Source organism: Candidatus Oscillochloris fontis (genome assembly GCF_004138135.1).
GTDB lineage: Bacteria > Chloroflexota > Chloroflexia > Chloroflexales > Chloroflexaceae > Oscillochloris > Oscillochloris fontis.
This window is the reverse complement of record NZ_RYFD01000007.1, coordinates 86,862-110,226: the sequence shown is the minus strand read 5'-3', so window position 1 is coordinate 110,226 and position 23,365 is coordinate 86,862. Positions and strand designations below refer to the sequence as shown.

19 protein-coding genes are annotated in these 23,365 nt (G+C 57.2%); 6 read left to right on the top strand and 13 right to left on the bottom strand.

What is annotated here, in order from left to right; genetic code table 11:
• Positions 1-18: 18 nt before the first annotated feature.
• On the top strand, positions 19-828 hold the full coding sequence (locus EKD03_RS05010) for an isopentenyl phosphate kinase (RefSeq protein ID WP_129628197.1): 810 nt from the start codon (positions 19-21) through the stop codon (positions 826-828).
• A 4-nt stretch (positions 829-832) separates the two neighbouring features.
• Positions 833-1,843: a stage II sporulation protein M gene (locus EKD03_RS05005; RefSeq protein WP_129628195.1), complete on the top strand. Its 1,011-nt coding sequence runs from the start codon at positions 833-835 to the stop codon at positions 1,841-1,843.
• Here EKD03_RS05005 and EKD03_RS05000 read toward each other — a convergent pair.
• The 13 genes from EKD03_RS05000 to EKD03_RS04940 all read right to left on the bottom strand — a co-directional run bounded on the left by EKD03_RS05000 (position 1,751) and on the right by EKD03_RS04940 (position 19,051).
• Positions 1,751-3,781 (bottom strand): glycosyltransferase family 39 protein, encoded by a 2,031-nt coding sequence (locus EKD03_RS05000; RefSeq protein WP_238613397.1) that lies wholly within the window; start codon positions 3,779-3,781, stop codon positions 1,751-1,753. The two genes, EKD03_RS05005 and EKD03_RS05000, sit on opposite strands and share 93 nt — an antisense overlap.
• A gap of 79 nt (positions 3,782-3,860) precedes the next feature.
• A complete protein-coding gene (locus EKD03_RS04995; protein ID WP_129628193.1) occupies positions 3,861-4,217 on the bottom strand; it encodes a DUF192 domain-containing protein in 357 nt (118 codons plus the stop codon).
• Positions 4,214-5,131, bottom strand: coding sequence for a type II secretion system F family protein (locus tag EKD03_RS04990; protein WP_174842811.1), 918 nt, complete (start codon positions 5,129-5,131; stop codon positions 4,214-4,216). Before EKD03_RS04990 ends, EKD03_RS04995 begins: the two co-directional genes overlap by 4 nt.
• Before the next feature lie 49 nt (positions 5,132-5,180).
• Positions 5,181-6,182: a type II secretion system F family protein gene (locus EKD03_RS04985; RefSeq protein ID WP_174842810.1), complete on the bottom strand. Its 1,002-nt coding sequence runs from the start codon at positions 6,180-6,182 to the stop codon at positions 5,181-5,183.
• Positions 6,183-6,246: 64 nt separating this feature from the next.
• Entirely contained in the window at positions 6,247-7,629 is a 1,383-nt protein-coding gene (locus EKD03_RS04980; RefSeq protein ID WP_129628189.1) for a TadA family conjugal transfer-associated ATPase, read from the bottom strand.
• A 105-nt stretch (positions 7,630-7,734) separates the two neighbouring features.
• The gene (locus EKD03_RS04975; protein WP_129628187.1) at positions 7,735-9,003 is read right to left on the bottom strand and encodes a response regulator; all 1,269 of its coding nucleotides are present in this window, start codon (positions 9,001-9,003) and stop codon (positions 7,735-7,737) included.
• A gap of 205 nt (positions 9,004-9,208) precedes the next feature.
• Positions 9,209-10,252 (bottom strand): Flp pilus assembly protein CpaB, encoded by a 1,044-nt coding sequence (cpaB, locus tag EKD03_RS04970; RefSeq protein ID WP_129628185.1) that lies wholly within the window; start codon positions 10,250-10,252, stop codon positions 9,209-9,211.
• A gap of 268 nt (positions 10,253-10,520) precedes the next feature.
• Positions 10,521-13,250, bottom strand: coding sequence for a Kelch repeat-containing protein (locus EKD03_RS04965; protein ID WP_129628183.1), 2,730 nt, complete (start codon positions 13,248-13,250; stop codon positions 10,521-10,523).
• Positions 13,251-13,553: 303 nt separating this feature from the next.
• Positions 13,554-16,088: a VWA domain-containing protein gene (locus EKD03_RS04960; RefSeq protein ID WP_161569182.1), complete on the bottom strand. Its 2,535-nt coding sequence runs from the start codon at positions 16,086-16,088 to the stop codon at positions 13,554-13,556.
• A gap of 75 nt (positions 16,089-16,163) precedes the next feature.
• Positions 16,164-16,760, bottom strand: coding sequence for a TadE/TadG family type IV pilus assembly protein (locus EKD03_RS04955; protein WP_129628180.1), 597 nt, complete (start codon positions 16,758-16,760; stop codon positions 16,164-16,166).
• Between the two features lie 25 nt (positions 16,761-16,785).
• Positions 16,786-17,376, bottom strand: a complete 591-nt coding sequence (locus EKD03_RS04950) for a TadE family protein (RefSeq protein ID WP_129628179.1) — start codon at positions 17,374-17,376, stop codon at positions 16,786-16,788.
• Positions 17,377-17,575: 199 nt separating this feature from the next.
• Positions 17,576-18,763, bottom strand: coding sequence for an MFS transporter (locus EKD03_RS04945; RefSeq protein WP_129628178.1), 1,188 nt, complete (start codon positions 18,761-18,763; stop codon positions 17,576-17,578).
• Complete coding sequence (locus EKD03_RS04940) at positions 18,764-19,051, bottom strand: S1 domain-containing protein (RefSeq protein ID WP_129628176.1); 288 nt, start codon at positions 19,049-19,051, stop codon at positions 18,764-18,766.
• Positions 19,052-19,363: 312 nt separating this feature from the next.
• On the opposite strand from EKD03_RS04940, the gene mraZ reads away from it, so the two are divergent.
• From mraZ to EKD03_RS04920, 4 genes are read left to right on the top strand one after another with little or no spacing between them, the layout of a single operon-like run.
• Positions 19,364-19,795 (top strand): division/cell wall cluster transcriptional repressor MraZ, encoded by a 432-nt coding sequence (mraZ, locus tag EKD03_RS04935; protein ID WP_129628174.1) that lies wholly within the window; start codon positions 19,364-19,366, stop codon positions 19,793-19,795.
• Positions 19,796-19,811: 16 nt separating this feature from the next.
• Positions 19,812-20,765: a 16S rRNA (cytosine(1402)-N(4))-methyltransferase RsmH gene (rsmH, locus tag EKD03_RS04930; RefSeq protein ID WP_129628172.1), complete on the top strand. Its 954-nt coding sequence runs from the start codon at positions 19,812-19,814 to the stop codon at positions 20,763-20,765.
• Between the two features lie 54 nt (positions 20,766-20,819).
• On the top strand, positions 20,820-21,176 hold the full coding sequence (locus EKD03_RS04925; RefSeq protein ID WP_129628170.1) for a hypothetical protein: 357 nt from the start codon (positions 20,820-20,822) through the stop codon (positions 21,174-21,176).
• Positions 21,177-23,012, top strand: a complete 1,836-nt coding sequence (locus EKD03_RS04920) for a peptidoglycan D,D-transpeptidase FtsI family protein (RefSeq protein ID WP_129628168.1) — start codon at positions 21,177-21,179, stop codon at positions 23,010-23,012.
• Positions 23,013-23,365 lie beyond the last annotated feature (353 nt).

Sequence of the window (23,365 nt, the reverse complement as noted above, 5' to 3'; positions counted from 1 at the left end):
TCATATGTAGGTGGTGTCATGTATACCTTTATCAAATTGGGTGGCTCGGTGATTACCGATAAGACGGGCCGCGAGGCGGCTGATCTGCCGCTGATTACCCGTCTGGCTACCGAGATTGCCCAAGCCCGCGCCGCTAATCCCGCCCTGCGTCTGATTATTAGCCATGGCAGTGGCTCTTTCGGCCACCACTACGCTGCGAAGTATGGGGTTCATCGTGGCCTTACTCCCACCGATGACTGGATGGGCTTTGCGCTCACCGCCGGGGCTGCACTGCGCCTCAACCGCATCGTGGTGGATGCCTTGCTTGAGGCAGGGCTGCCTGCACTCCAACTCCAGCCCTCTGCTGCCCTCGTGAGTGCTGCTGGCCAGATCTCCGCCTGGGATACCCGCAACTTAGCACTGGCGCTCTCCTATGGTCTCTGCCCGGTCATTCATGGCGATGTGGCCTTCGATACCACCCAGGCGAGCGCGATCATTTCGACTGAGCAACTCTTGGTCTATCTGGCTACCGCCAGTGATCTGCGCCCCTCACGGATCATTTTGGTCGGTGAGGATGCGGTCTATACCGCTGATCCATGTATCGATCTGAATGCTGAGCGTATCCCTCGGATTGATGCCACGAATATCGCGGAGGTGCTCGATAGCGCCGCCGGTTCGCACGCGATTGATGTTACTGGTGGTATGCGCAGTAAGCTCGATCTGATGTGGCGGCTCATCCAAACCGTGCCCGGTCTCCAGGTGCGCCTGATTGGCCCCCAACCGGGGGTGCTGGCGGCTGCTTTTGCTGATGCTTCCTTGGATGTTGGTACGCTGATGCTCGATTCTTAAACCTATGCGCGCCGAGGATTTTATTCAGCATAAGCGCCCGCAATGGGAGCGGCTCGATGCCCTGCTCACCCGTAGTGCTGCGGGCCTCTTCACCCTCTCCGCTGATGAAATCCACGAGCTTGGTCGCCTCTACCGTCAGGCCAGTTCCGATCTGGCGCTGGCCCGCCGCGACTTCCCGCGCCACCCGGTGAGTACCTACCTCAATACGCTGGTGGCACGTGGTTACGCCGCAATCTACCGCGAGGATGTGGGTGGCTTATCTACGTTTTTGGCCTTCTTTAGCCATACTTTCCCGCGTACATTTCGTGAGACTTGGCGCTTTAGTCTTGCCTCGTTCCTGATGTTCTTTCTGCCCGCGCTGATGGCCTTTGTGCTCACTTTCCGCGATCCTAGTATTGGCCCTGCGCTCATGCCGGGGGCTGAGTATGTGATCGCACAGATCCAGGCCGGAACTGAGTGGTGGCAGACGATCAATACCGATGGCCGTAGCCTGAGTTCTGCCGAGATTATGACCAATAATATCGGGGTGGCTTTCCGCGCCTTCGCCGGTGGGGTCACCTTCGGGATCTACACCCTGATGGTGCTGGTCAGTAACGGACTGATGCTCGGTGTGGTGGCTGGGGCCGCTCAGCGTTTCGATTTTGCCGCGAACTTGTGGGGCTTTATTGCGGCTCACGGTGTGATCGAACTGAGTGTGATCTTTATCGCCGGTGGTGCCGGGCTCCAGTTGGGCTGGGCGCTCATTCGTCCCGGCCTCTTCACCCGCCGCGCTGCGCTGGTGCTCGCCGCCCGTCGTGCGCTGCGCCTCATTCTTGGTTGTGTGCCGCTCCTCATTATCGCCGGGCTGATCGAGGCGTTTATCTCGCCCTCGTTCTTGCCGCTCGTCTTCAAGTTGCTGGTCGCGCTGGGTTCAGGGGTGGCGCTAGGGGTCTACCTCGTGGGGATCGGGCGTGATGCTCACCCCCTCCACCCAGATCACGCCGCCGTCCCCCACCTCAACCGGATCGAGCCGTAGCCCGCCGATCATCCCCGACCAACCCGGCAGTTTGCCGACCTCCAGGCGGTAGGTGTGGAGTGCCTCATCGTCGGCGAGGCGCCAGCGGATGGATCGCTCTTCGCTGGCCTGCCCCTGCGCATCGAGCAAGAAGAGTTGTGCCTCACGGTTGGCGGTGCTGGCCGCCATTCGCACTTCGATCATGCTGATCCGCTGCGGATCAAGCTGCATCGGGGGGCTGCGCAACCCCGCATCTATGCCGGGGTGGAGTTGCCATCCCTGGCCCACTACATGCTGCCCCGCCCCCTGACTGAAGCGCCAGCCCCAGCCACCCTGCCGGAAGTCCCAGCCGTTCGCGTCGGCTAGTTCTTGTACGGCAGCGATGCGCTGGTATCTCGGCAATCCCGCCCCCAGATCCACCTCCGCCAGCATTGCCCGGAGTGGCGCATAACATGCATCCACCTGATCTGAGGTCAGCCCGAAGCGCTCCATCATACTGGGTGGCTCGCCGGGTGGTGCCGGTCGCGGCTGGATTGCCTCTTCAGCCAGCAGCACCGCATAGCCACTCGCCAGCGTCAATTCCACCCGCGCCTGGATCTGTTGGCACGCCAACGCCCAATCACCACCGCTCTGGTTCATCGCCTGGGTCAACCCACTCAGGTTCTCGCGCTGGGCGTAGTAGGGCAGATAGAGTTCCAGCAGCCCATCCGGCACTACCAACAGGTCGCCTGGCCCTGTGTGGGACTCTAACGCCGTCGTAATTTGCCGCTGCAAGTCGTTGCGCGAATCGCCCCGCGCTTCAATCGCGGCCCAGTTCAGCCCCAACATCGTCAGTGCCAGGGCTATGCCCATGCCCAGGCGCACCCGATCCTTCAGGCTTAGCACCAGCAACAGGTAGAAGACCGGCAGGCTGGCGATCCAGAACTCGATATTCTCTGGCTCCCACCAGAGGAAGAAGGCTCCATAACTGGTGAGCCATAGCAGTGCCAGCGTTATCAGCCCCGCATGCGATTGGCGCAGCCCGCGCAGGTTGCTCAGCAGTAACCCACCCAGCCCGATCCCCAGCAATACCCCGCTGGGTGGCTCGGCGAGAGTGGCACTCAAGCCACGCCCCAAGCCCACCAACTTGTTGCTATCAACCGCCCCGCCCCACCACCCCGTGTGCGCATAGTCGGTCATCCAGGTGTAGAGTTGCGTCCAACTGCGGAAGCCACTTACCCCCACGCCGACCCCTAGGTAGGCTCCGGCCACGATCAGCCCCAATGGAATTGTGTAGGCGAGGAGCAGCGTTGGCTTCGACACACTCAGCCAACGCTGGCCTGCCTCATCCCTACTGCGCCACACCACCCACAGTGCCGGAATACTCAGCAACACGTTGGTCTGGTGGAAGAGCACCGCCAGCCCCTGCACCAGCCCCAACCCCAGCGCCAAGCCGATGCTGGGCTGCTCAAGCAGGCGCAACAAGATCCACAGCGCCAGAATCAGGAACAGCGCCGCGATGGTATAGACCTCTACCTCGACCGCATAGTACCAGAAGGCGTAGCTCGAACCGAGCAACACGGCGGCGAGCGCCGCATGGCGGTTGCTTCCACTCGTTTGGCGCACTAGCGCAAAGAAGAGTGTAACTCCAGCCGCCCCGGCAAGCGCATTCGCTGCCTGAATCAGCCACGCCGCGCTGCCCTGCCACCCCAACGCGAGGGCGAGGCGGCGTATACTCGCACCGAGCGGCCCATAGGCGAGGTGGTGCGGGTGGAAGAGCTCGGCCCAAGGCTTGCGGTCAACATCGAGAACATAGGAGATCGCATCGTAGGTGTGGACATCGGTGAGCGTCAGCAGGTAGAGACCGAGACAAGCGCCGAAGACCAAGAGCAGCGCTCCAGCCGTTTGCCAGCGTAACTGTTCACACTTCTCCTCGCATCCCGATTTTGACGCCAAGACGCCAAGGCGCAAAGTCTTCAAGATAGCCCCCAATCAAACCCTTTGCGTCTTGGTGCCTTGGCGTCAACATGAGGCTTCTGTTTACCCCAAGTGTGAACAGTTACGCATCGTCTAGTTCTAACTGATCGCCCACGGCGGTATGCGAGGCTGCAATGATCCCGGCGGGTAGTTCGATCACTGCCCGTGCGCCACGTGCCCCCGCATACGGGCGACCGGGCGGCATGGCATGGTGCAACCCCACTACTTGGCGTGCCCGATTGATAAAGACCACATCAATCGGAAAGCGCATAAAGAAGGTATGGATGCTGGAACACGGCTCGATCAACATCCCACCTCTCGGTGCAAGCTCGGTGCGCCCCATCAGCCCGCGCCCACGTGCCACAAAGTTGCGCGCCTGCTCACACTCCTCGGCCAGCGTGGTATGCCGCGTGCGGTTTGTAATTCGTAGCTTCGTCATGTGCCGCCAAAACTCTCCATGATACGTGGCACTGCTGGCCCCAGAATCACCACAAAGAGCGCCGGGAAGATCAAAAAGACCATCGGAAAGAGCATCTTGATCGGTGCTTGTTGGGCCGACTCTTCTGCCCGTTGCCGCCGTCGTTGACGCATCTGATCGGACTGCAAGCGCAGAATCTTGGACATCGAAACACCAAGTTGGTCGGCCTGAATCACTGCTGCGGTGAAGGTCTGCACATCTTCAACCCCACTACGTACCGCAAGATCCTTGAGTGCCTCACGCCGCGTTCGCCCAAGCCGAATGTCCGAGAGCACCTTCTTAAACTCGCGTGATAGTTCATCGTCCCATTTTTGGGTCACCCGTTGCAGCGCGAGGTCGAAGGCCAACCCGGCTTCGACACTAATACACAGCAGATCGAGCGCATCCGGAAGAGCCTTTGTAATGGACTTCTTGCGCTTTTTGATCTGTTGGCCAAGCCAAGTAACCGGCAGCATATAGCCCAACACAAAGCCGATCATACTATAGATCAGAGCTTGAGCTAACTCCATCGAGCGCAGGGTGATGATCGTGATCAGTCCCCCAAGCACCAGGGCTAAGCCCACGCGCAGACCAACAAACATCGCTGGGGTAATACCACCCGGATTTCCCGCTTGTTGCAGATTGGTACGTAGGCGCTCGGCGCTCTGTTTGGCCCCATACTTACCGAGTTTGGCTAGAATGTCTTTAGCAACCGGAATGAAGATGCGATCCATGATCGGCTGCTGCAATTCCAGTTCTTCCAGGGTCAATTCACGTTCAGTGAACGTGTTGAGCCGCTCGCTGATCTCATCTGGCTTGCGCATGCGCAACACCAAAAAGACCAACACACCGATCAAGAAGATGCCGACGATGCCCATGATTAACATGGTAGGCATAGTACGACCTCCGATTCCATTCGTCCCGTGTACTGTAGAAAGCCCACGGTCATACCTCGATATCCATGATCTTCATAATTGCGAAGTAGCCGATAGCGATCATTGCCAATGAGGTGAGAGGTAGACAGCACCAGTGCTTAGGTGGCATACCGAACGAGAAGATCGGCATCATATACTCAGGATTGATCATCGTGATCAGAATTGCCAAACCAATCGGGAGGCCGGTGATTACCCAGCCAGAGATACGTCCCTGCGCCGTTAATGTCTGAATCTCACCCTTAATGCGCACCCGTTCGCGGATGGTATGCCCGATGGTATCTAGGATCTGGGCCAGATTACCACCGACCTCCATTTGGATATTCACTGCGGTAATCAAGAGATCTAGGTCTTCGGAGGGCATGCGCCGCAAGAGGCTCTGCAATGCCTCTTCCGTCGTGCGGCCCAGACCAACCTCTTGCACCACGCGGCGGAACTCAGCCGACATGGGGGCTGGTGCATCACGCGCCACCATGTCCAATGTTTGGAGGAAGCTAAAGCCACCTCGGAGTGCGTTCGCCATCATCGTAATCGTATCGCCTAGTTGGTCATTGAATGACTTGATGCGCTTCTTGGCCCGCATGTTGAGGTAGATGTTGGGCGCAAACGAAAGGATGACTGCACCGACCAGACCAGCGGCAAACATCGCGGACTGGTTCGCACGTCCGACATACATCCCAACGAGCAACCCCACAAATGCCGCAATCAGCTTGATCCCCATGAACTCAGCCACGGTCAGTTTCAGGTCGGCACGAGCGAGGTCACGGGTAATATCACCACCTTGTTTACTCTTCGAGACGACCTTATCAATCTGCTCGACCATTTGACGTGCGACGGGGCCGCTATTTTCATTGATCTGATCGGGTCGTTTGGAGAGATCCGAAAGGCGCTTCGAGACATCAGGCTCATCCGATTGGCGCATTACGATGAAGACCACCGCAATGAGCAAAATGAGCAACAGGCCCAAACCGGCCAGTGTGATCGGCATCATACCAGGTGAGAGCAGCCTATCCATAGCCCCCCGCAGCTATCATGCGACCTTCCGGGGCGGTTCACACCGCCCCAGCCCGCGATGATGATTACATCCCAAAGCGATCACCACCTGCCCCGAAGATGTGCGAGGGCAGGAAGATATTCAACGACTCGAACTTCTCGATAAACTTTGGCCGTACCCCGGTTGCCCGGAGCTGGCCGACGATCTTGCCCCGCTCGTCCAGTCCTGTCTGTTCAAAGACGAAGATGTCCTGAAGCACCACTACATCACCCTCCATCCCGCTCACCTCGGTGATCTGGGTCACACGGCGCGAACCATCTTGGAGGCGCGACTGCTGGACAAAGATCTGCACCGCCGACACGACTTGTTCACGAATAGCGCGTGCCGGTAGATCCATACCGGCCATCAGACACATCGTCTCGATACGTCCGATGCCGTCACGCGGCGTATTGGCGTGGATGGTGGTCATTGATCCGTCGTGGCCGGTATTCATGGCCTGGAGCATGTCGAGAGTCTCACCGCCGCGACACTCACCGACCACAATGCGCTCCGGGCGCATACGCAGGCAGTTGATCACCAGATCGCGGATGCTTACTTCACCACGGCCCTCCACATTGGGCGGGCGCGACTCGAGCGTCACCACATGATCCTGAATGAGCTGCAACTCGGCGGCATTCTCCACCGTGATGATGCGCTCATCTTCAGGAATAAACGACGAGAGCACATTCAGCAGCGTCGTCTTGCCTGAACCCGTACCTCCCGCCACCACAATATTCAACCGGGCCTTCACACACGCTTCGAGAAAGTCGGCCATTTCGCGGCTCATCGAACCGAAACGAACCAGGTCATCAATCGAGAGCGGGTTCTTGCGGAACTTACGAATGGTCAGGGTTGGCCCATTAAGGGCTAGTGGCCGAATAACCGCATTCACACGCGATCCATCTTGCAGACGAGCATCCACCATTGGCGACGACTCATCAATACGTCGCCCTAGCGGGGCAACGATACGGTCAATGATGCGCAAGACATGGTCATCGTTCACAAAGGTAATATCAGTACGGATCAACTTGCCCTTTCGCTCGATATAGATGCGCTTGGGGCCATTGACCATAATCTCACTAATATCATCATCACTCAGGAGTTGTTCGAGCGGCCCAAGGCCAATAATATCAGCCTCAATACTCTCGAAGAGCTTGGCCCGTTCAGCGCGCGACATCACGATGCTCTCACTATCGAGGATGGAGTTAAACGCCTCCTCAACCTGTTTGCGCACCTTGGCCTTATCGCGCAGGTCAACCTTTGGATCAAGTTCGCCAATCAAGCGGTTCTGTACCCGCGCCTTAATCTCATTAAAGGTCTCTTCATCGCGGCCCGCTGTTGATCGCATCGGTGCATCAGGGCGGCTCGCACTGCTGCTGTTCGGTATTTCAGCCGGTGCCGTTCCGCCAATTCGTTTCAGCAGAGACATAGATCTTTACCTCCGCTCCCTAAAGGTAGCACCGGCTAAAAACCGGTGAGGCTTTCCTCATAGAGCTTCCGGGTGGCTTCAAGCTTCCCGGAAGCTGCTTGGAGGCTACCGTTTTGTGATCAGTCGTGAGAAGAGCCCGCCACTCTTCTGTTCAGGCGGTGCGGCCGTACTTGCCGAGGAACCCGCTTCGGCTGGTTTGGTGCCACCCGCGAGATCCTTGGCCAAGGCGATGATGTCGCGTGCGACCTGATGAGTGGGTTTGCCGATCACCAAGGGCACTCCCTGATTGATCGCGTAGGTAATCTCGGCTCCAGCATCCCCGATTTGATGGACTAATTTACGCTGGATGTTCTTCTCTACATCTTCAGCCTTGATTCCGGTACGGTTCGAGGCTTTGTTTAGTACCAGCATCACTTTTTCGTGGGGGTACTCTAAGAGATCCGCAACCTCTAAGAAGAGCCGAATGTTACGGATGCAGTGCATCTCCAATGTCATCAGGGTGACGATACGGTTGGCCATGTCGAGCATCGCTAATGTGCGATCCTGGAATGATGCCGGTGTATCCACGACGATAAAATCGAACTCTTGGCGCATTAGATCCAGAATCGCCCGAATGTGATCGGCTGTTACCAACTCGCCTCGCTGTGGGTCGGAGGGTGCGAGCAGTACCTTCACCTGCGAGGTGTGGGTCGCCATGACATCATTGAGCAAATCGCCATCTATGTCATCAATTCGGGAGGCAATGTCAATGATCGTCTTGTCTGAGCGCAGGTTGAGGATGACGCTCAGATCGCCAAAGATCACATTGCCATCAAGCAGCGCCACTTTTTTATTCGTGAGTTGGCGTAGCGCCACCGCGAGGTTAGCGGCAATCGAAGAACTGCCTACACCTCCTTTGGGGCTAAAGACGGCGATGATCTGGCCTTGGGTGCCACTCGACTTGGTATCACTCTTCGTATCATTGGACTGCATCGTCACCTTGGGGCGCGAGGCCGCCAGACGATGGACATGCCGGATTGACTTGTAGAGATCGTCGGCACTGATTGGTTTGGTGAGAAATTCGCGCGCTCCGGCCAACATCGCCCGCCGTAGGTAGTCCGTCTCACCCTGGACGCTCATGATGATCACCTGGATCGTGGGATCCTGGCTCATGATCGCTTCAGTCGCGGCGATACCGTCCATATCGGGCATGTTGATGTCCATCAGGACGACATCGGGATGATACTCCTTGGCCATCACAACCGCCTCACGGCCATTACTGGCCTTGGCGATGACCTCAATATCCTTCTCAAAGAAGAGTAATTTTTCCAACTGATCGCGTGTATCGACAATGTCGTCCACGATCATGACGCGAATCTTTTCGCCTTCACTCATGGCTCGGCTCCTCAGGGCGATCTGCTGGTCGCATATCAACACACTGACTATAAGTAGATGCTCTCTTCATTATCGTACCACTATTTTACCCAATCTGCCGCTTGGGGGTTTGGGGGATGCGGGTAGGGGCGAAGCATCGCTCGCCAATTCAGTTGGTATTCTCCATACCACATGGCAGGCGATGCTTCGCCCCTACAAGATCTGGTTACGGTATCCGTGTTGTGGCCGGGGTGCGGGTCGGGTCGGCGGTGAAGACATCGTCAGGATCGAGTACATGTGGCGGTAGTTGTTGCGGCATGGGTACGCCAAACTCCGCCGTCAGCAGATCGTAGGTGACGCCAATCGTCTCCTCAAATTCGGTGTCGCCCGCTCCGCGCAGCACCAGCACGATGCGTGAATTGGTTCTGAGTGCAAATTCGATCAGTTCGACCTCCTGTGCATTCACCGACAGGATGAGCGTCCATGCGCCCTGGGAGATCGAGCCGGTTGTATCGCCTGGGCTCTCCGGGGTAATCGGTTGGCCTGATGCATCCACTTGCGGCAGGCTGCTTGAGTTGACGGGGGCATCCGATCCGGGTACTGGGGTCTCATCGGGGAGTGCCACCTGCGGACGCATGATCTTCAATACCTGCGCACGCTGCACGATGGTCTTGGTTGTGTAGTAGATCTCATCCTTCAGCTCGCGCTCGATCATCGGTATCATCTGTCCCCCAACCTCCTGGTAGGTCAGCCCGGTGGGGTAAGATTGACGCCGTGGAATCTGGAAGGTGACCACCACATCCACAAAATCGCCCGGTTTGATCTGATCCGAGACCCCCGAAAGGTTGTTGACGACCAAGGGGTAGGCTTTGTTCGATGCTCGTTCTGCCTCGGCAGTTGGAATCTGCTGCGACAATCCCGGCTCGATCAAGTTCTTGGTGTTGATCGGCTGCTCTGCGGTGATCTTGCTCGTGGTGAGTTTGCCCACCACATCCATTAGGTTCGAACTTTGGGTGTCGGGATTGAAGTCGGTCTGCTTCACCTTGATCAGTTCGACATCGGTATCTTTGATGACGGTGTTGGCTTCGATGTCAATCTTCGACTGGACGACATCAACCAATGGGATCGCCGTTGGTTCGCTGGTGATCGCGGCTTCCGGTCCGCTACCAATGATCGGATTGCTGGGATCTTGGAGGAAGAAGAAAGCCAAGACACCACCAACGACGAGGATGAGAACGATCAAGATTATGAGTACACCACCACGCCTCATAGGGGGCTTCCTTCCTTATCAGGCAGCGCACAGGTACCACGAGTTTCTGAGAGTACAGTATAGCATACGCCGCTAGGGCAGTGGAGACGACCCACCGGGCCGTCTAGGGCATGGGTAAAGTTACCTCCGGTGGGGGTTCGGGGGCGGCTTCGCCGCCCCCGAAGATCTTTTTTGTTGTTTTTTGGCGGTGTAGCCGCCAAAAAACAACAAAAATTGGGGTTTGGGGCTTCAGCCCCAAGGACTTTGCCCATGCCCTACCGGGCCGTCTCTACCGAACCACCACCGGTAAATAGACCTTGTTGAGGTTCCTGACGGTGAATTGGATCAGGGGCGTAAATCGGGTGCTCTGGTTGTCGGTACTTTCGCCTAACGCCGGTTGGCTCGCATCCTCCTCTGGAATGAGGTTGCTCGTGTCTAACAGTAGCCCTATTGTGTAGTATCCATCTTCCTTGAAGGCGCTCTTGATGAGATCAGGTACATTTGGGTAGTTGACGCCATCATTCGCGTACCAGTAGGATTTCCCACTGAAGGGATCGGTGGACATCAGATTGAGAGGCTCTGCTTCCATTGCGGTTGCGGTCTGGATGTCGGCATAGTAGGGACAGAGATCTCTGAAGTTCGCCGGTACCAGCGGATCAAAACTGACCTCATTCGGGTTAGGTAGAGTGAGAGTTGGGTAGACGGGATCGCCCTCGACCAGATCGTTACGCGCAATACACAGGTGGACATAGAAGGAGCCGGTGCCAACCCCACTGATCGCTTCCAGGGCTTGGTTGAGGGTGATGGTTTCCGAGGTTTGGCCGTTGACGAGATTCTGAATCTTGATCGCCATGGAGGCAACCTGATTATCATTGGTGGTCACCGCGAAGCCATTCTCTGGGACGATCAGGTTCACCCCACCGACGATCTCGCGAGTCACATAGACGCTCAACAGTTTGGGGCTGGTACTCCGACTACCACTACCCTGGATCAGTTTGGCGCGGTACTGCACGCAGTTACCGACGAGGTAGGCATCCGTAAAGTTGGCTTCGAGGTTGTATTCGTTATATACCTTGAGATTGACTGGATGTTGTGAGTAAAGCGCATTGCCTGCATAACCATCGAGCGGTCCTTGCCATGCATCACTGCTGGTGAAGGTATCCGTCCCACACTGACCACTGGCGGTCTGTTTGGCGCGGAAGTAGATCTGGATGTCGGCATTTTCGTTGCTGCCGCGCTCAAAGTACGAGGCCCAGTGGAACTTGAGCAGCCGTGCCTGGATGTACTTGATCCACTGCCCCTCGCCAAAGACGTAGGAGGTCTGGAAGACGGGTGAGTAGTACCAGCCATCACGGGCACGGATATCATTAAGGGCGTCGTCGCCACCCACTTGGCCCCGGAAGATGGTGCCTGTTACGTCACCTTGATTATCTTGGCCACCAATCACATAAATCCAACCCGGAATCTCGTTGGTGCCATCCAAGAGCCCTTCGATCATCGCCACGCCACTATTGTAGCGCCCATCGGTATCGCCAACCGCCAGCACTTTGTCATCGGTACCGATGATGAAGTTAGTGTCATCCACCTTGATCAGATCGCCATTTTCATCGTAGAAGGCGGTCGGGACGCTGTTTTCGATGCCTGAGGGGGGATTGGTAGTGTTCCCGGCGATGAAGTAGAGCTTGCCGTTGGAGGCTACTAGTCCCATACCTCGCCGCCCAACCATACCAACCTCATCGGGGCCAACCGTCTGGGTGCGATCTGTACCGCCCCAGTTGAGGGTACCATTCGTACCCAGATCAGCGCGGTAGACGAAGTTGTTGAAGGTGGGGGATGCCGCGATGTTTAACTGGCCCCCCGCCAAGTAGATCATAGACTTCATCAGGGTGCCATCCAGAATCGTGGTACCGCTGATCCCCGCGCCCCAGAGTCCTTGGTTCTGGGTTGGTGCATTACGCAGTTGGATGTCGCTGTCGCGCACCCAAACGCTGCTCGTGCTGCCACTCACCGGGTGCTTGAAGTTGCCAGTGTCCAGATCAATCTCGGTGTAGTAGACGCTGGCCAGGGCGCGATCCTTGGGTTCACCCCGTAAAACTATATAGGGTACTGCATATTCACCTTCAATAAACCGACTCTTGCCTCCCACCACATAGAGGAAGTAGCGCATGGTATTGCCATCGCGGTAGGGCACCACCGTGGTGGAGATTGAGTCGGCACCTAGCAGGCGTGAGGCTGTGCTGCTTCCATTATCAGGAAATTCTGGGCTAGGCAGCGATACCGAACTGCTGAAGGTTGTCCATGTTAACGCACCCGTCGTCTTATTGACCGTGGCGCGCTGGATGACGGCGGTTGAGTACTCGGTACTACAATCAGCGCCTTTGAAGACCCCGCCGATAACATAGATATAACCAGTGGTGCTATCTTTGTCCAAACTGGCTACACCCACATCGCTACGGGCGGCGAGATTGGCGGTGCTGGCCCTACACTCTGCAAGACTAATAACCTCATTAAAGGTAGGTGATGAATCGATAATCAACTGGGTTGCTGGCATAGGCGTTGCTTGCCAATCGCCGACGAGATTCCCATTGGTAGGATCTGCTTTGGCCCAATAGACCTGATCGCTGCGTCCGCCTTCACCGGCATAGATACCGCCGATGACATAAATGTAGTTGCCCATGGCGGTGACACCGGCATTGGTCAGTGCATACGGCAAGGGTGGGTTAAACTCTGTCCATGGCTTGAGCACCCCGGCGGGAGCGAGTTGCACCATACCAGGGGCATCATTGATCTCATTTTGGCCGTAGGCGAAACTGACGAGATCAGCTAGATCCTGCGGGCCAAGTGCAGTCCGTTGGAAGACACCCGTAGCGAAGTTGCCCTGGGTATTATCGAGTGGTACCGATTTCGAGGCATTCGCGGCAAGGCTGGGTCGCCCGGCCATGATCGTTGTCAGGGTGAGAACAATCAGTAACAGACCCGTATTGCGCATCAAACGACGATCCAAAACCTTGGGTACCATGGGGCACCTCCTAAAGAGTGCGATTGCCAGACTATTGTGTGTGGGTTGGATGAGCGCACGCTACGCCGATTGAGGTGTTCCCGCATGCCGCATTCCTATAGGCGAAACGTCCAGGGAGGATTGGGGAGCGAGCGCGTGCCGAGAAGAGTGTTGCAAGATGCCTCATACCAACGGGTTGGTTAGTGGCAGTGTATCATGGGGGTTGTACCAGAGCGATAGGGGGGCGGGGGCGGTTTCACCGCCCCCGAAGATCTTTTTTGGGTGGTGTTGGGCGGCGAAGCCGCCCAACACCACCCAATACAGCTAATTTGCCGGACAGACATTGCCGGTCAGTTTGAGCGTTAGTGGCAACTCGATGCGGTTCGAGGTCGTGACTGCGTCTGGCGTGACATAGACCGTCATATCCTGCGCACTTGCGCCACCGCTGAAGAGGTTGCCATACATACGTGCCGAGACCCCTTCGGGATCGAGCGGGTGGCGGTAGTACATGAATGCCTGCAAGCGATAGGTTCCCTGCGGGATGGCCGTGAAGTGGTAGCGCAGCGCACCATTATCACCGGCCAGAATGGGTGACGTGTAGCTGTTGGTCTCGTTCGAGATCGTCACCAGACCCACCTGCGGGTAGCTGAAGCCACTCGGATTGCTGCCAAACTCAGATTCCGTAATGATGCTACTGGTGCTTCCGCTTGCGCCAACCACACACTCGTTAGTCTCGACCTTGGTGTTGATCGTATCAATGATCTGATCAACATTGGTCGTTCCATCCGCAGCCACCTGGAGGCTGGGTGCGGGGAAGAAGTAGTCCGACTGTGAAGGAATACCAGTACTCAACCCGGTTGCTGGGATGTTCGAGAGCGCGATGACAAAGACCTCGGCATTGATCGTGCTGTTGCGCAGATTATTCTGACTGGTCAGGATCATCTGGGTGATTGGGCGATCATAGGTCTTGCTGTCCTTCTTGTAGGTACCACCCACCTCGGTGGTCTGGCAGGAGGCACTCTCGATTGCCTTACTGCCCAGGTTATAGCAGGTGCTATTCTTCTTGAAGGTGTTATACGAGCTCAACGGGCCTTTCAGATCGCTCGCGCTCGTATTGAGGAAGTAGTTGGAGACACCGTCGGTCAGGAAGAGCACCACACGCTTGTACTCAACGTTACTCCCGTTGAAGCTGACTGTCTTGGGTGCGTTCTGGTAGAGCAGACTGGCGCGGTAGAGGCCACCGGCACCGTTGGTACCACCAGCACTGCGGTAATTACCATTTACATTGTTGAGTTTCTTGATGAAGTTCTTGAGCGTGGTCGGGTTATTGGAGAAGGCTTGGACATTGCTGGAAGAAACAGCTTCGTTGAACCAAACCACCGCCATCTGGTCGGAGGGGCGAGTATTGGTATAGCCCGGATTCCCCGGCATGTTGGTCAGCGTCACCAAGCGCTCCAGCGCCTTCTTGGCCACATAGATGCGCCGCTGGCTCTCGGTTGTCCACCAATAATCGTAGCCAGTATTGCTCACATTCACAGCAGGGAAGCCTGCCGGGCCGTTGGCGCACTGCTTGACCCCGCCACTATTGTTGCACTGGCCATCAAAGTTGGCACTCATCGAACCGGAGGCATCGAGCACCACCACATACTGGATTGGCTTCTGCATGGTGGGGATGATCTGATACTCTGGATAGAAGGAGACATTCCCGGCCAGGTCGAGCAGGTTGATCTCTTCCGGCGGTGGTGGCATCTGCGAGCAGACATTGTACTGGCGCGAAGGCGGCCCCAGGTAGATCATGTCGAAGTAGGGGCGGTTTCTATCACGCCCACGACCCACGATGATGAAGCTACCAAAGTTGACCACACGCACGCTGGCATTGTCACCCTGGCCAACCATACGATCATAGATCGGCAGGATCATAATCGTGCTGTTATCAATGTGCTGCTGGATGGCAGTATCGAGCGCATTGCTATTGCTCCACCCCGAACTCCCCCAGACCCAGTCACCGGCATTGAGCGAATGCGGATTAGTGGGATAGCCTTCGGGAACGGTCTCATTGCTTGGCCAGGGAGCCTCATCGAAGCCCCAGTCAAGGTTGCCGTCGCCTTTGATGCTCTGCGCCAACTCACCGGCGCTCCCAGCATTTTGGCCCAACTCGCCTTTATCTTCTGGCCAGCGCAGCCAGCCGAACTGGCCAGGGGTGTTGTCACCGTCACGCACATAGACGCGGCGCTGCACCAAGCCATTGCTCAGCACCTTGTACTCTGTGGCACGGTCAGTGACGCCTACATCATTGAAGACGCCATTGCCGATATAGGCGTTTTCAATGCCGATAGGATAGACACCCGAATTGACCTGGCAGAGCCCAGCGTGAGACTCAGCATTGATCGGTAGATCTTCGCGACCGACCACACGGGCGAAGGAGGTATTGACCGTTCCATTGAGTTGGACGTGGATGTAGGTGGCTCCGTTGGGAGCCGTACCACCCGACCCAACCACCGGGTGACCGGCGAGCAACTCGCCCTGGGCATCAAGGTAGTTGGCGGTCACTTCAACCGTATTGTTGCTGCCATCACCAACAATGATACCGTTGGATTCGAGCGATTTTACAATTGCCTGATAGATCGCGGTATCGAGCGTACTCGAACTGCGCTCCATATAGGCCGACATCCCGGCCAAGGCGGCGGCGTTAGATGCCGAGACCGCTTGACGCTCCTTGGAGAAGGTGTTGCCAACGTCAACCGAGAGGCCGACCATGGCCACCAGAATGAGAATCATCAGTGCGATGATCGGAATGCTCTGGCCGGGCTTGCGTTGGCGGGCAAGCCGACGCAGCAATTGTCGTCGAGGTGTGTTCATGACCGTCCTCCCTGTTTGTGTTGGTTGATCTGTGCGAGAAGAGTTGGATTGCATAGGTTTGGTCTCTGGGTTCCTCTAGCCAATAAAGGTACTACGGATTTGCATCATATGGGTTGCCCGCAAGCGGATGGTATCGCTAAAGACCGGCGCTAACGGGAAGAAGAAGCGGTAGTTGTAGCTCACCGTGACCCGCACATAGCAATACTGACCGGCGTTGCGCATGCCCTGATGCGGTGTGGTCGTTGGGCATGCGGTGGGTGTGTTGCTCAGATTACCATTGGCGAAGCGTGGGTTTTCGATATAAATGAAGGCATTTGAGTTGTTATAGTTCAAAACGCCGGAATCGGATTCATCATCGTTATTATTATTATTCAGATCATACATATCAACAAAGCCCGTCGAGGGATCGCCAGCAGACGCACGCACGCGATTGACGATGTTATCATAGTCGAGTCTGACCTCGGTAATTGCGCCATCATTGTTGGTCACAATTCGTGGGTAACTACCAAAGTTGGCTCCCTCTTGGGCGGCGGTGCGTAGTGATTGCATGGTAAAGAAGATCAGGCCCAGATCAACCGCTGCCGCGAGCAGGGTAAAGATGAGGGTGGCAGCCAGCGCAAACTCGACTAGCGCTTGGCCAGAACTTCGCTTGGAACAATTGCGGCGAAACATAGCAGTTCCCCTTACCATATCACATCTAATCTTCTTCGTTGATTGTGCGCCACTCGGCCACATCGCGGGCACAAGCGATTCCACTCGTCTTGGTTGGGTCGCGGCCCAGGCTCTCGATTGAGCGACGCTGCGTTACTGCCAGCGTGATGGTGCCATTATTGCCAAAATCGAAGAGGTTGAAGAGTGGTGTGATCCCGCGCACTTGGTAGGTGATCGAGACCTCAACCGGCCCCCGGTCGGTCAGGTTGCGGGTATTGCGGTCAATCTCACCATCACCATCTGGATCATCCATCGGGTAACTGATGATGAGTCCATTGGAGATCCCCGGAAAGATCGTGTCATCACTCTCGGCGGCCTGATAGACAGCGCGCACACAGGCATCACCACGAAAACCAGGATAGTTGACGGGTGGGCTAGGATCATTCCGATAGGCCAACCAACTCTGCTGGGGCGGCAACTGTGCGGCGGCCTCGGCTGCATTGCGGGCGGCCTGGGATACCGTAGAGTAGGCAAAGATGATGTACCCAAACTCCATGATGCCAAAGAGCACCACCAAGAGAATCGGTAATACGAATGCCATCTCGACGATTGATTGTCCATTTGCTCTGCGCCACATAGCGAACCTCCGCTGCTGATTGCTGTACTTTGATTATAGAACCTGGGGCGCTTGAGCAACAATAGGCTAAAGGTACCGAATACCCAGACCGGGTTCATGGGTGGCCGGGTTCCGCGATCATCCCGTAGGGGCGAAGCATCGCCCGCCACGCCAGACCGTGTTCCCGATGCTCCATGGAGGGCGATGCTTCGCCCCTACATCACGCATGGCCTTCGGGCACCAGCCAGAAGCAGAGCAGCACCCCGATGATCGCCCCGGCGGCGGCCAACAGCCCATTGCCCCAGATGCCAATTGTCAGGAAGAGCGCCGGGCCAGCCAGCGAGCCAACCACACGGCCTAGGCCCATCATGGCGACCATGAGCGCCAGGACGGTTCCGCGTCCATGTTCGGTCAGCCCACTCATAAGCGGGAAGGCCGAGACGATGGCGAACTCGAAGCAGAGATCGAAGAGCAGGAAGAGGGCTAGGAAGAGCAGCCAATGGCCACTACTGAGTGGGAGCAGCGCTTGGAAGATCGCCACCCCGGCAAAACCGATCAGTACGGCGCGGCGCTTACCGATGCGGTCGGTAAAGAGCGTTGCGGTGAGTGCGCCACCCAACTCAACGATACCGAGCAGGCCAAAGATCAGGCCGATCTGTTCGGTGCTGGCGGCAAAATCGCGTTCGAGCCAGGTGGCATAGATCACAAAGATCAGCTCAGCGGCGAGGAGTTGGAAGAACATCATACCAAGGGCGGCCAGGATGTCGCTACGGCGCAGTAATGTAAGCCCGCCGGTGGTGGTGGTGGTGCGGGTATGCGGCTGGAGCGTACCGGGGCTGAGTAGGATGATCGTTAGGCCAAAGGTGAGTAGCGCGGCAATCCCCAGCACCACAAAGGCGGGAGTCCAACTGGCTTGCCACGCAATCAGTTGGGTAAGTGCGGCGACCCCTAGCAGGGCCGAGGCGGCCCAACTGAGTTCGAGCAACCCCAGGATGCGGGCGCGTTCGGTATAGGCGCTGCGGGCACTCGCGTAGGCTTGCGCGGGCGACATATAGAGCGCGGTGGCGATGCCGATTAGGGTATAGCCGAGCATAAAGGGCATAAAACTGCTCGCCAGCGCACAGATCGCCGCACCGAAGATAAAGATCCCCAACCCGATCAACATACTCCGCCGCTCCCCAAAGCGGTCGGCCAACATCCCACCAAGCGGGCTGAGCATTGTCGCCCCAACCTGCACCGTCACCAAGAGACTGACCATACTGAGGCTCACCTGCAAGCCATTGGCGAGCAGTGGGAGCAGCGGGTAGATCACGCGGAAGCCGGTATTAAAGGTGAACCGACCGAGTAAGAGCACCAAGATCTGGAGCAGGCTGAGGTTGGGGGTAGTTTTGAGGGTTGAGGTGGCCATTTAGTAGAAGAAGAAATCGGCGGGGAGCGGGGTTGTATTACGCAACGAAACGGCTACGCGGTCATTACTGCGCTCCACACTGGCAATAATCGCCTCAAGGATCTGCTCACCACTGCGCCAGCGCACAATATCGCCTACGCGCAGATCATAGTGGTTGGGGCGGGTATAGGCTCCGGTGCAATCAATGATGAAACCATCAATATCCAGATGATCCACCGGCAGGTCGCTATAGCGGCGACCATAGCTCCGCCGCTCGATGGTAATCGTGGTGAGGTTGGGGAGAATCATGGTGGCGATTATAGCATGGTTGGTGGGGTGTGAGGGTGGGGGACGTAGGGGCGAAGCATTGCCTGTGGTTCATCGGTTGGGTAGGGTTGCTGATGGTGGGCGATGTTTCGCCTCTACAATGTGGTTATTTGCCTGCGAGTGTAAAAAGTACTACCACCGATCAAACATCACAAAATGGTGAGAAAGCGCCGTGTAGGGTTGAAATCGAATGTCGGGTGGTATATAATGAGCGAAATTGTGGGGAAAAGTGGGGTGAAGTGGGGAATTAGAACGAATTTTCGTCAGTATATAATTTAACACTGAGGCGCACACGTGTTTCTTGGCGAGTTTGAACACAGCATTGATGACAAGGGGCGAGTGGCCATTCCGGCGCGGTTCCGTGAGGATCTCAGCGAAGGGATGGTACTGACGCGGGGCTTCGATGCGTGTTTACAAGCCTTTCCGCGTTCAATCTGGCAACAGTTGGCGCAGAAGGTGAGTAGCCTCTCGCTAGGCAGCCCGGAGGCGCGCACCCTGCGGCGCATGCTCTTCTCGAATGCGGCTGAGGTGGAGATTGATCGTCAGGGGCGCATTCTGGTGCCGCAGAACCTACGCGAGTATGCCGGATTGGCCGAGCAGGTGGTCATCAGTGGGATGGATACCTATTTTGAGATCTGGGCGACGGATCGCTGGCGGAGTGTGATGGAGCAACTCGACACGAGTGGGGCCGGGATTGCGGCGCAGTTGGCGGCGGTGGGAATTTAGGAGCGATATTTACTTGATGATGATCACGACTTCAACACAATCCTCCGCCCCCACCTTCCAGCACATCTCAGTCTTAGCGGAGCCAGTCCAGACGGCACTCAACCCGCGACCGGGTGGGGTCTACCTGGATGGGACGCTGGGCGGCGGCGGGCATGCGTTGGCGCTCTTGCAGGCGGCGCAACCGGGCGGGTTCCTGCTAGGGATAGATGCTGATCCGGCGGCGTTGGCGGCGGCCCAGGCACGTATGGTGGCGGCCAACATACCTGCCACGAACTACCAGTTCTTTCATGCCCGTTTTGGCGCGATGGCCCAGATCGCCCAGCAAGCCGGGGTCGCTGCCTTCGATGGCATTCTGCTCGATCTGGGCGTCTCCTCGCCGCAGTTGGATCGTGCCGAGCGCGGCTTCAGCTTTAGTAACGATGGCCCATTAGACATGCGGCTTGATCCGACCCAGGGGATCACCGCAGCGGATCTGGTCAATACGCTTGATGAGGCCCAGATTGCCGAGATCATCTTTCGTTATGGTGAGGAGCGTGCCTCGCGGCGGGTAGCACGCCTGATCGTGGAGCGACGCAAGCAGACACCGTTCGTGCGTACCGCAGATTTAGCCGCACTGGTGGCACGGGCGGTCGGGCGGGGTGGGCGTGAGCGCATCCATCCGGCAACGCGCACCTTTCAGGGGTTGCGGATTGCGGTCAATGCCGAATTGGAACAGCTTGAGTCGGCGCTGCCGCAAGCGGTGGATCTCTTACACCGTGGCGGACGTTTGGCGGTGATTAGCTTTCATTCGTTAGAAGATCGCATCGTCAAACACTTCTTGCGGGCAGAGTCGGGGTATGGCGGCAATGCTAATCCGCGCCCGCCGCGTTTGCGGATTATCACCAAGAAGCCGCTGGAGGCCGATGCTGAGGAGTTAGCGCATAATCCACGCTCCCGTAGCGCCAAGCTGCGGGTGGCGGAGAAGCTATGATACTGAAGCTTTCGGGAAGCTCCAACTTCCCAGAAGCTCAATAGGGAGGCCCCTATGGCAGTCAATACTGAGCGTCTCTCTTCCATCCTGCGCGCCCGTGAACGGCGTTTGAATATTCCCCACTATCTGCGCCTTGATGGTAGCCGTTACCTACTGGCATTGGTGCTCTTTCTTGCATTGATGAGTCTGGTTGTGCTGCTTCAGACCGGGGCAGTGGCGACACAAGGTTATGCGATCTCGGATCTTCAGTCCGAGAAGACCGTGCTGATGCGCGAACGTGCCCAGTTGCAGGTACGCGAGGCACGGGCGCAGTCGTTGACGCTGATTCGGCAGCGCGCCGAGGCGATAGGGCTGCGTCCGCTTCAGCCTGAGCAACTGCGCTACCTGGAAATTGCGTCGGACGGACACTAAATGGCATCACGCACTACCAAGCCACTACGCACCCAACCCGGCGTGGTCAATCCGCCGGTGCGGGTGCGTTTACCGCGTTGGCGGATCAATATTATTCTGCTGGTCTGCATGTTGCTGATCGGGCGGGTGGTGTTGCGTCTGGGTGAGTTGCAGATCGTTCAGCATGAGTCGTTGTCAGGGTTGGCGCGGGCCGAAATTGATCGCCAAGTGCCGATTCAGGCCCAACGGGGGCTGATTACCGATCGCTTGGGCAATGTGTTGGCCATGGATGTGGATCGCGAGAGTCTGTGGGTGGTGCCGGCGCAGATCGATCCGGAGCATGCACCCGTATTGGCGCTGACCTTAGCGACTATTCTGAATAAAGATGCCGAGACGATTCTGGCGACGCTGACCAACCGCGACTACTACTGGTTGCCGGTGGCGCGTTGGTTGGAGCCAGAAGTTGCGGCCCAGATTGATGCGCTCGATGAGCCGGGGTTGCACTGGCAGTACGAACCACGGCGGGTCTATCCACAGGGCACCTTCGCGGCGCAGATCTTGGGGGCGGCGAATTTTAATGGCGACGGCATCAGCGGGGTGGAGGGCTTCTACAACCAAGCTCTCCAAGGGGTTGATGGCAGTGTGCAGGCGGAGTTTGATCCCAACCAGAACCCGATTGCGATTGCGCCCTCGCGCACCTTACCGCCGCGTGATGGAACCGATCTGACTCTGACGATTGATCCGCTGGTGCAGTATGTGATCGAGCGCGAGTTGCAGCAGGCGGTACAGCAGCACAATGCCGATGGCGGCACGATCATTGTGCTCGATCCGAAGACGGGTGCAATTCGCGGGATGGCGAGTTGGCCTACTTTCGACCCCAATAGCTACGGCGATTATCCGGCGGAGGTGTATGGGCGCAACCCGGCGATCAGCAACTTGTACGAGCCGGGGAGTACCTTCAAGATGATCACGGTGGCGGCGGGCTTGCAGAGCCGTAGTTTCGATGCCAATGTGCAGGTGAATGATACTGGATCGATCTACCGTTACGGTTATTGGCTGAAGAACTGGAATGCTAGTGGCAACGGCATGATCGATCCGGCTCATGTGATCTACTTCTCCAGTAATGTAGGCGCACTCCTGCTGAACGAGATCACCGGGCCAGAGAACTTCTACCATGTTGTGAAGGCATTTGGCTTTGGCGAGCCAACCGGGGTGGATATGGCGGGTGAGGAGGTCGGGATTGTCAATAGTTGGGGTACCCCGGCATATAACGATCTGGGCCTGCTGACCAACGCCTATGGCCAGAGCATTTCGGTAACCCCGTTACAAATGGTTCAGGCGGCGGCGGCAATCGCGAATGATGGTGTTCGGATGCGCCCCTACATTGTTGAGCGGCGCTGTCAGGCTGGGCGTTGTACCGACACCGAACCAATGCAGATGGGCCAGCCGATTGACAAGGAGGTGGCATGGACGATCCGGCGCATGTTGGTCAATTCGGCCAATCACTATGCCCCAGTGGTGTGGGGCACGCGCACGGGGAGCTATGCCGATCAGTGGTTGGTGCCGGGCTACCAGGTAGCGGCGAAGACAGGTACCTCATCAATTCCGTTGCCCACTGGTGGCTATGATCAGAGCTATACGATTGGTTCGGTGTTGGGGTTTGCGCCCGCTGAGGATGCGCGCTATGTCATTCTGGTCAAGATTGATCGCCCCAAGGATGATATTTGGGGCGTCACCACCGCCATCCCGGTCTACTACAACATTGTGGATCAACTATTGCGCTATGACAAAGTGCCACCCGACCCGACCTTGGTGAGTCCTGGGCAGTATATTCCGGGTATGGTGGTGGCGGAGTAGGGGCGAAGCATCGCCCGCAAGTTGGTTGGGGAGTATATTCCGGGTATGGTGGTGGCGGAGTAGGGGCGAAGCATCGCCCGCAAGTATGGTGGTGGTCGAGTAGGGGCGATGCATCGCCCGCAAGTATGGTGGTGGTCGAGTAGGGGCGAAGCATCGCCCGTAAGTATGGTGGTGGTCGAGTAGGGGCGAAGCATCGCCCGTAAGTATGGTGGTGGTCGAGTAGGGGCGAAGCATCGCCCGTAAGTTGGTTGGGGAGCTTCAGGATGGCTGGTGGGCGATGCTTCGCCCCTACTGGTGGGCGATGCTTCGCCCCTACTGGTGGGCGATGCTTCGCCCCTACTGGTGGGCGATGC

Bases quoted from the DNA above. Each gene is read 5' to 3' on its own strand.
- EKD03_RS04925 (WP_129628170.1), top strand. From the start codon at position 20,820: ATGGCAGTCAATACTGAGCGTCTCTCTTCCATCCTGCGCGCCCGTGAA.
- EKD03_RS04995 (WP_129628193.1), bottom strand. From the start codon at position 4,217: ATGACGAAGCTACGAATTACAAACCGCACGCGGCATACCACGCTGGCC.
- EKD03_RS04975 (WP_129628187.1), bottom strand. From the start codon at position 9,003: ATGAGTGAAGGCGAAAAGATTCGCGTCATGATCGTGGACGACATTGTC.
- EKD03_RS04955 (WP_129628180.1), bottom strand. From the start codon at position 16,760: ATGTTTCGCCGCAATTGTTCCAAGCGAAGTTCTGGCCAAGCGCTAGTC.
- EKD03_RS04960 (WP_161569182.1), bottom strand. From the start codon at position 16,088: ATGAACACACCTCGACGACAATTGCTGCGTCGGCTTGCCCGCCAACGC.
- EKD03_RS05005 (WP_129628195.1), top strand. From the start codon at position 833: ATGCGCGCCGAGGATTTTATTCAGCATAAGCGCCCGCAATGGGAGCGG.
- EKD03_RS04950 (WP_129628179.1), bottom strand. From the start codon at position 17,376: ATGTGGCGCAGAGCAAATGGACAATCAATCGTCGAGATGGCATTCGTA.
- EKD03_RS04920 (WP_129628168.1), top strand. From the start codon at position 21,177: ATGGCATCACGCACTACCAAGCCACTACGCACCCAACCCGGCGTGGTC.
- EKD03_RS04945 (WP_129628178.1), bottom strand. From the start codon at position 18,763: ATGGCCACCTCAACCCTCAAAACTACCCCCAACCTCAGCCTGCTCCAG.
- rsmH (WP_129628172.1), top strand. From the start codon at position 19,812: ATGATGATCACGACTTCAACACAATCCTCCGCCCCCACCTTCCAGCAC.
- cpaB (WP_129628185.1), bottom strand. From the start codon at position 10,252: ATGAGGCGTGGTGGTGTACTCATAATCTTGATCGTTCTCATCCTCGTC.
- EKD03_RS04940 (WP_129628176.1), bottom strand. From the start codon at position 19,051: ATGATTCTCCCCAACCTCACCACGATTACCATCGAGCGGCGGAGCTAT.
- EKD03_RS04985 (WP_174842810.1), bottom strand. From the start codon at position 6,182: ATGGATAGGCTGCTCTCACCTGGTATGATGCCGATCACACTGGCCGGT.
- EKD03_RS04965 (WP_129628183.1), bottom strand. From the start codon at position 13,250: ATGGTACCCAAGGTTTTGGATCGTCGTTTGATGCGCAATACGGGTCTG.
- EKD03_RS05010 (WP_129628197.1), top strand. From the start codon at position 19: ATGTATACCTTTATCAAATTGGGTGGCTCGGTGATTACCGATAAGACG.
- EKD03_RS04980 (WP_129628189.1), bottom strand. From the start codon at position 7,629: ATGTCTCTGCTGAAACGAATTGGCGGAACGGCACCGGCTGAAATACCG.
- EKD03_RS04990 (WP_174842811.1), bottom strand. From the start codon at position 5,131: ATGCCTACCATGTTAATCATGGGCATCGTCGGCATCTTCTTGATCGGT.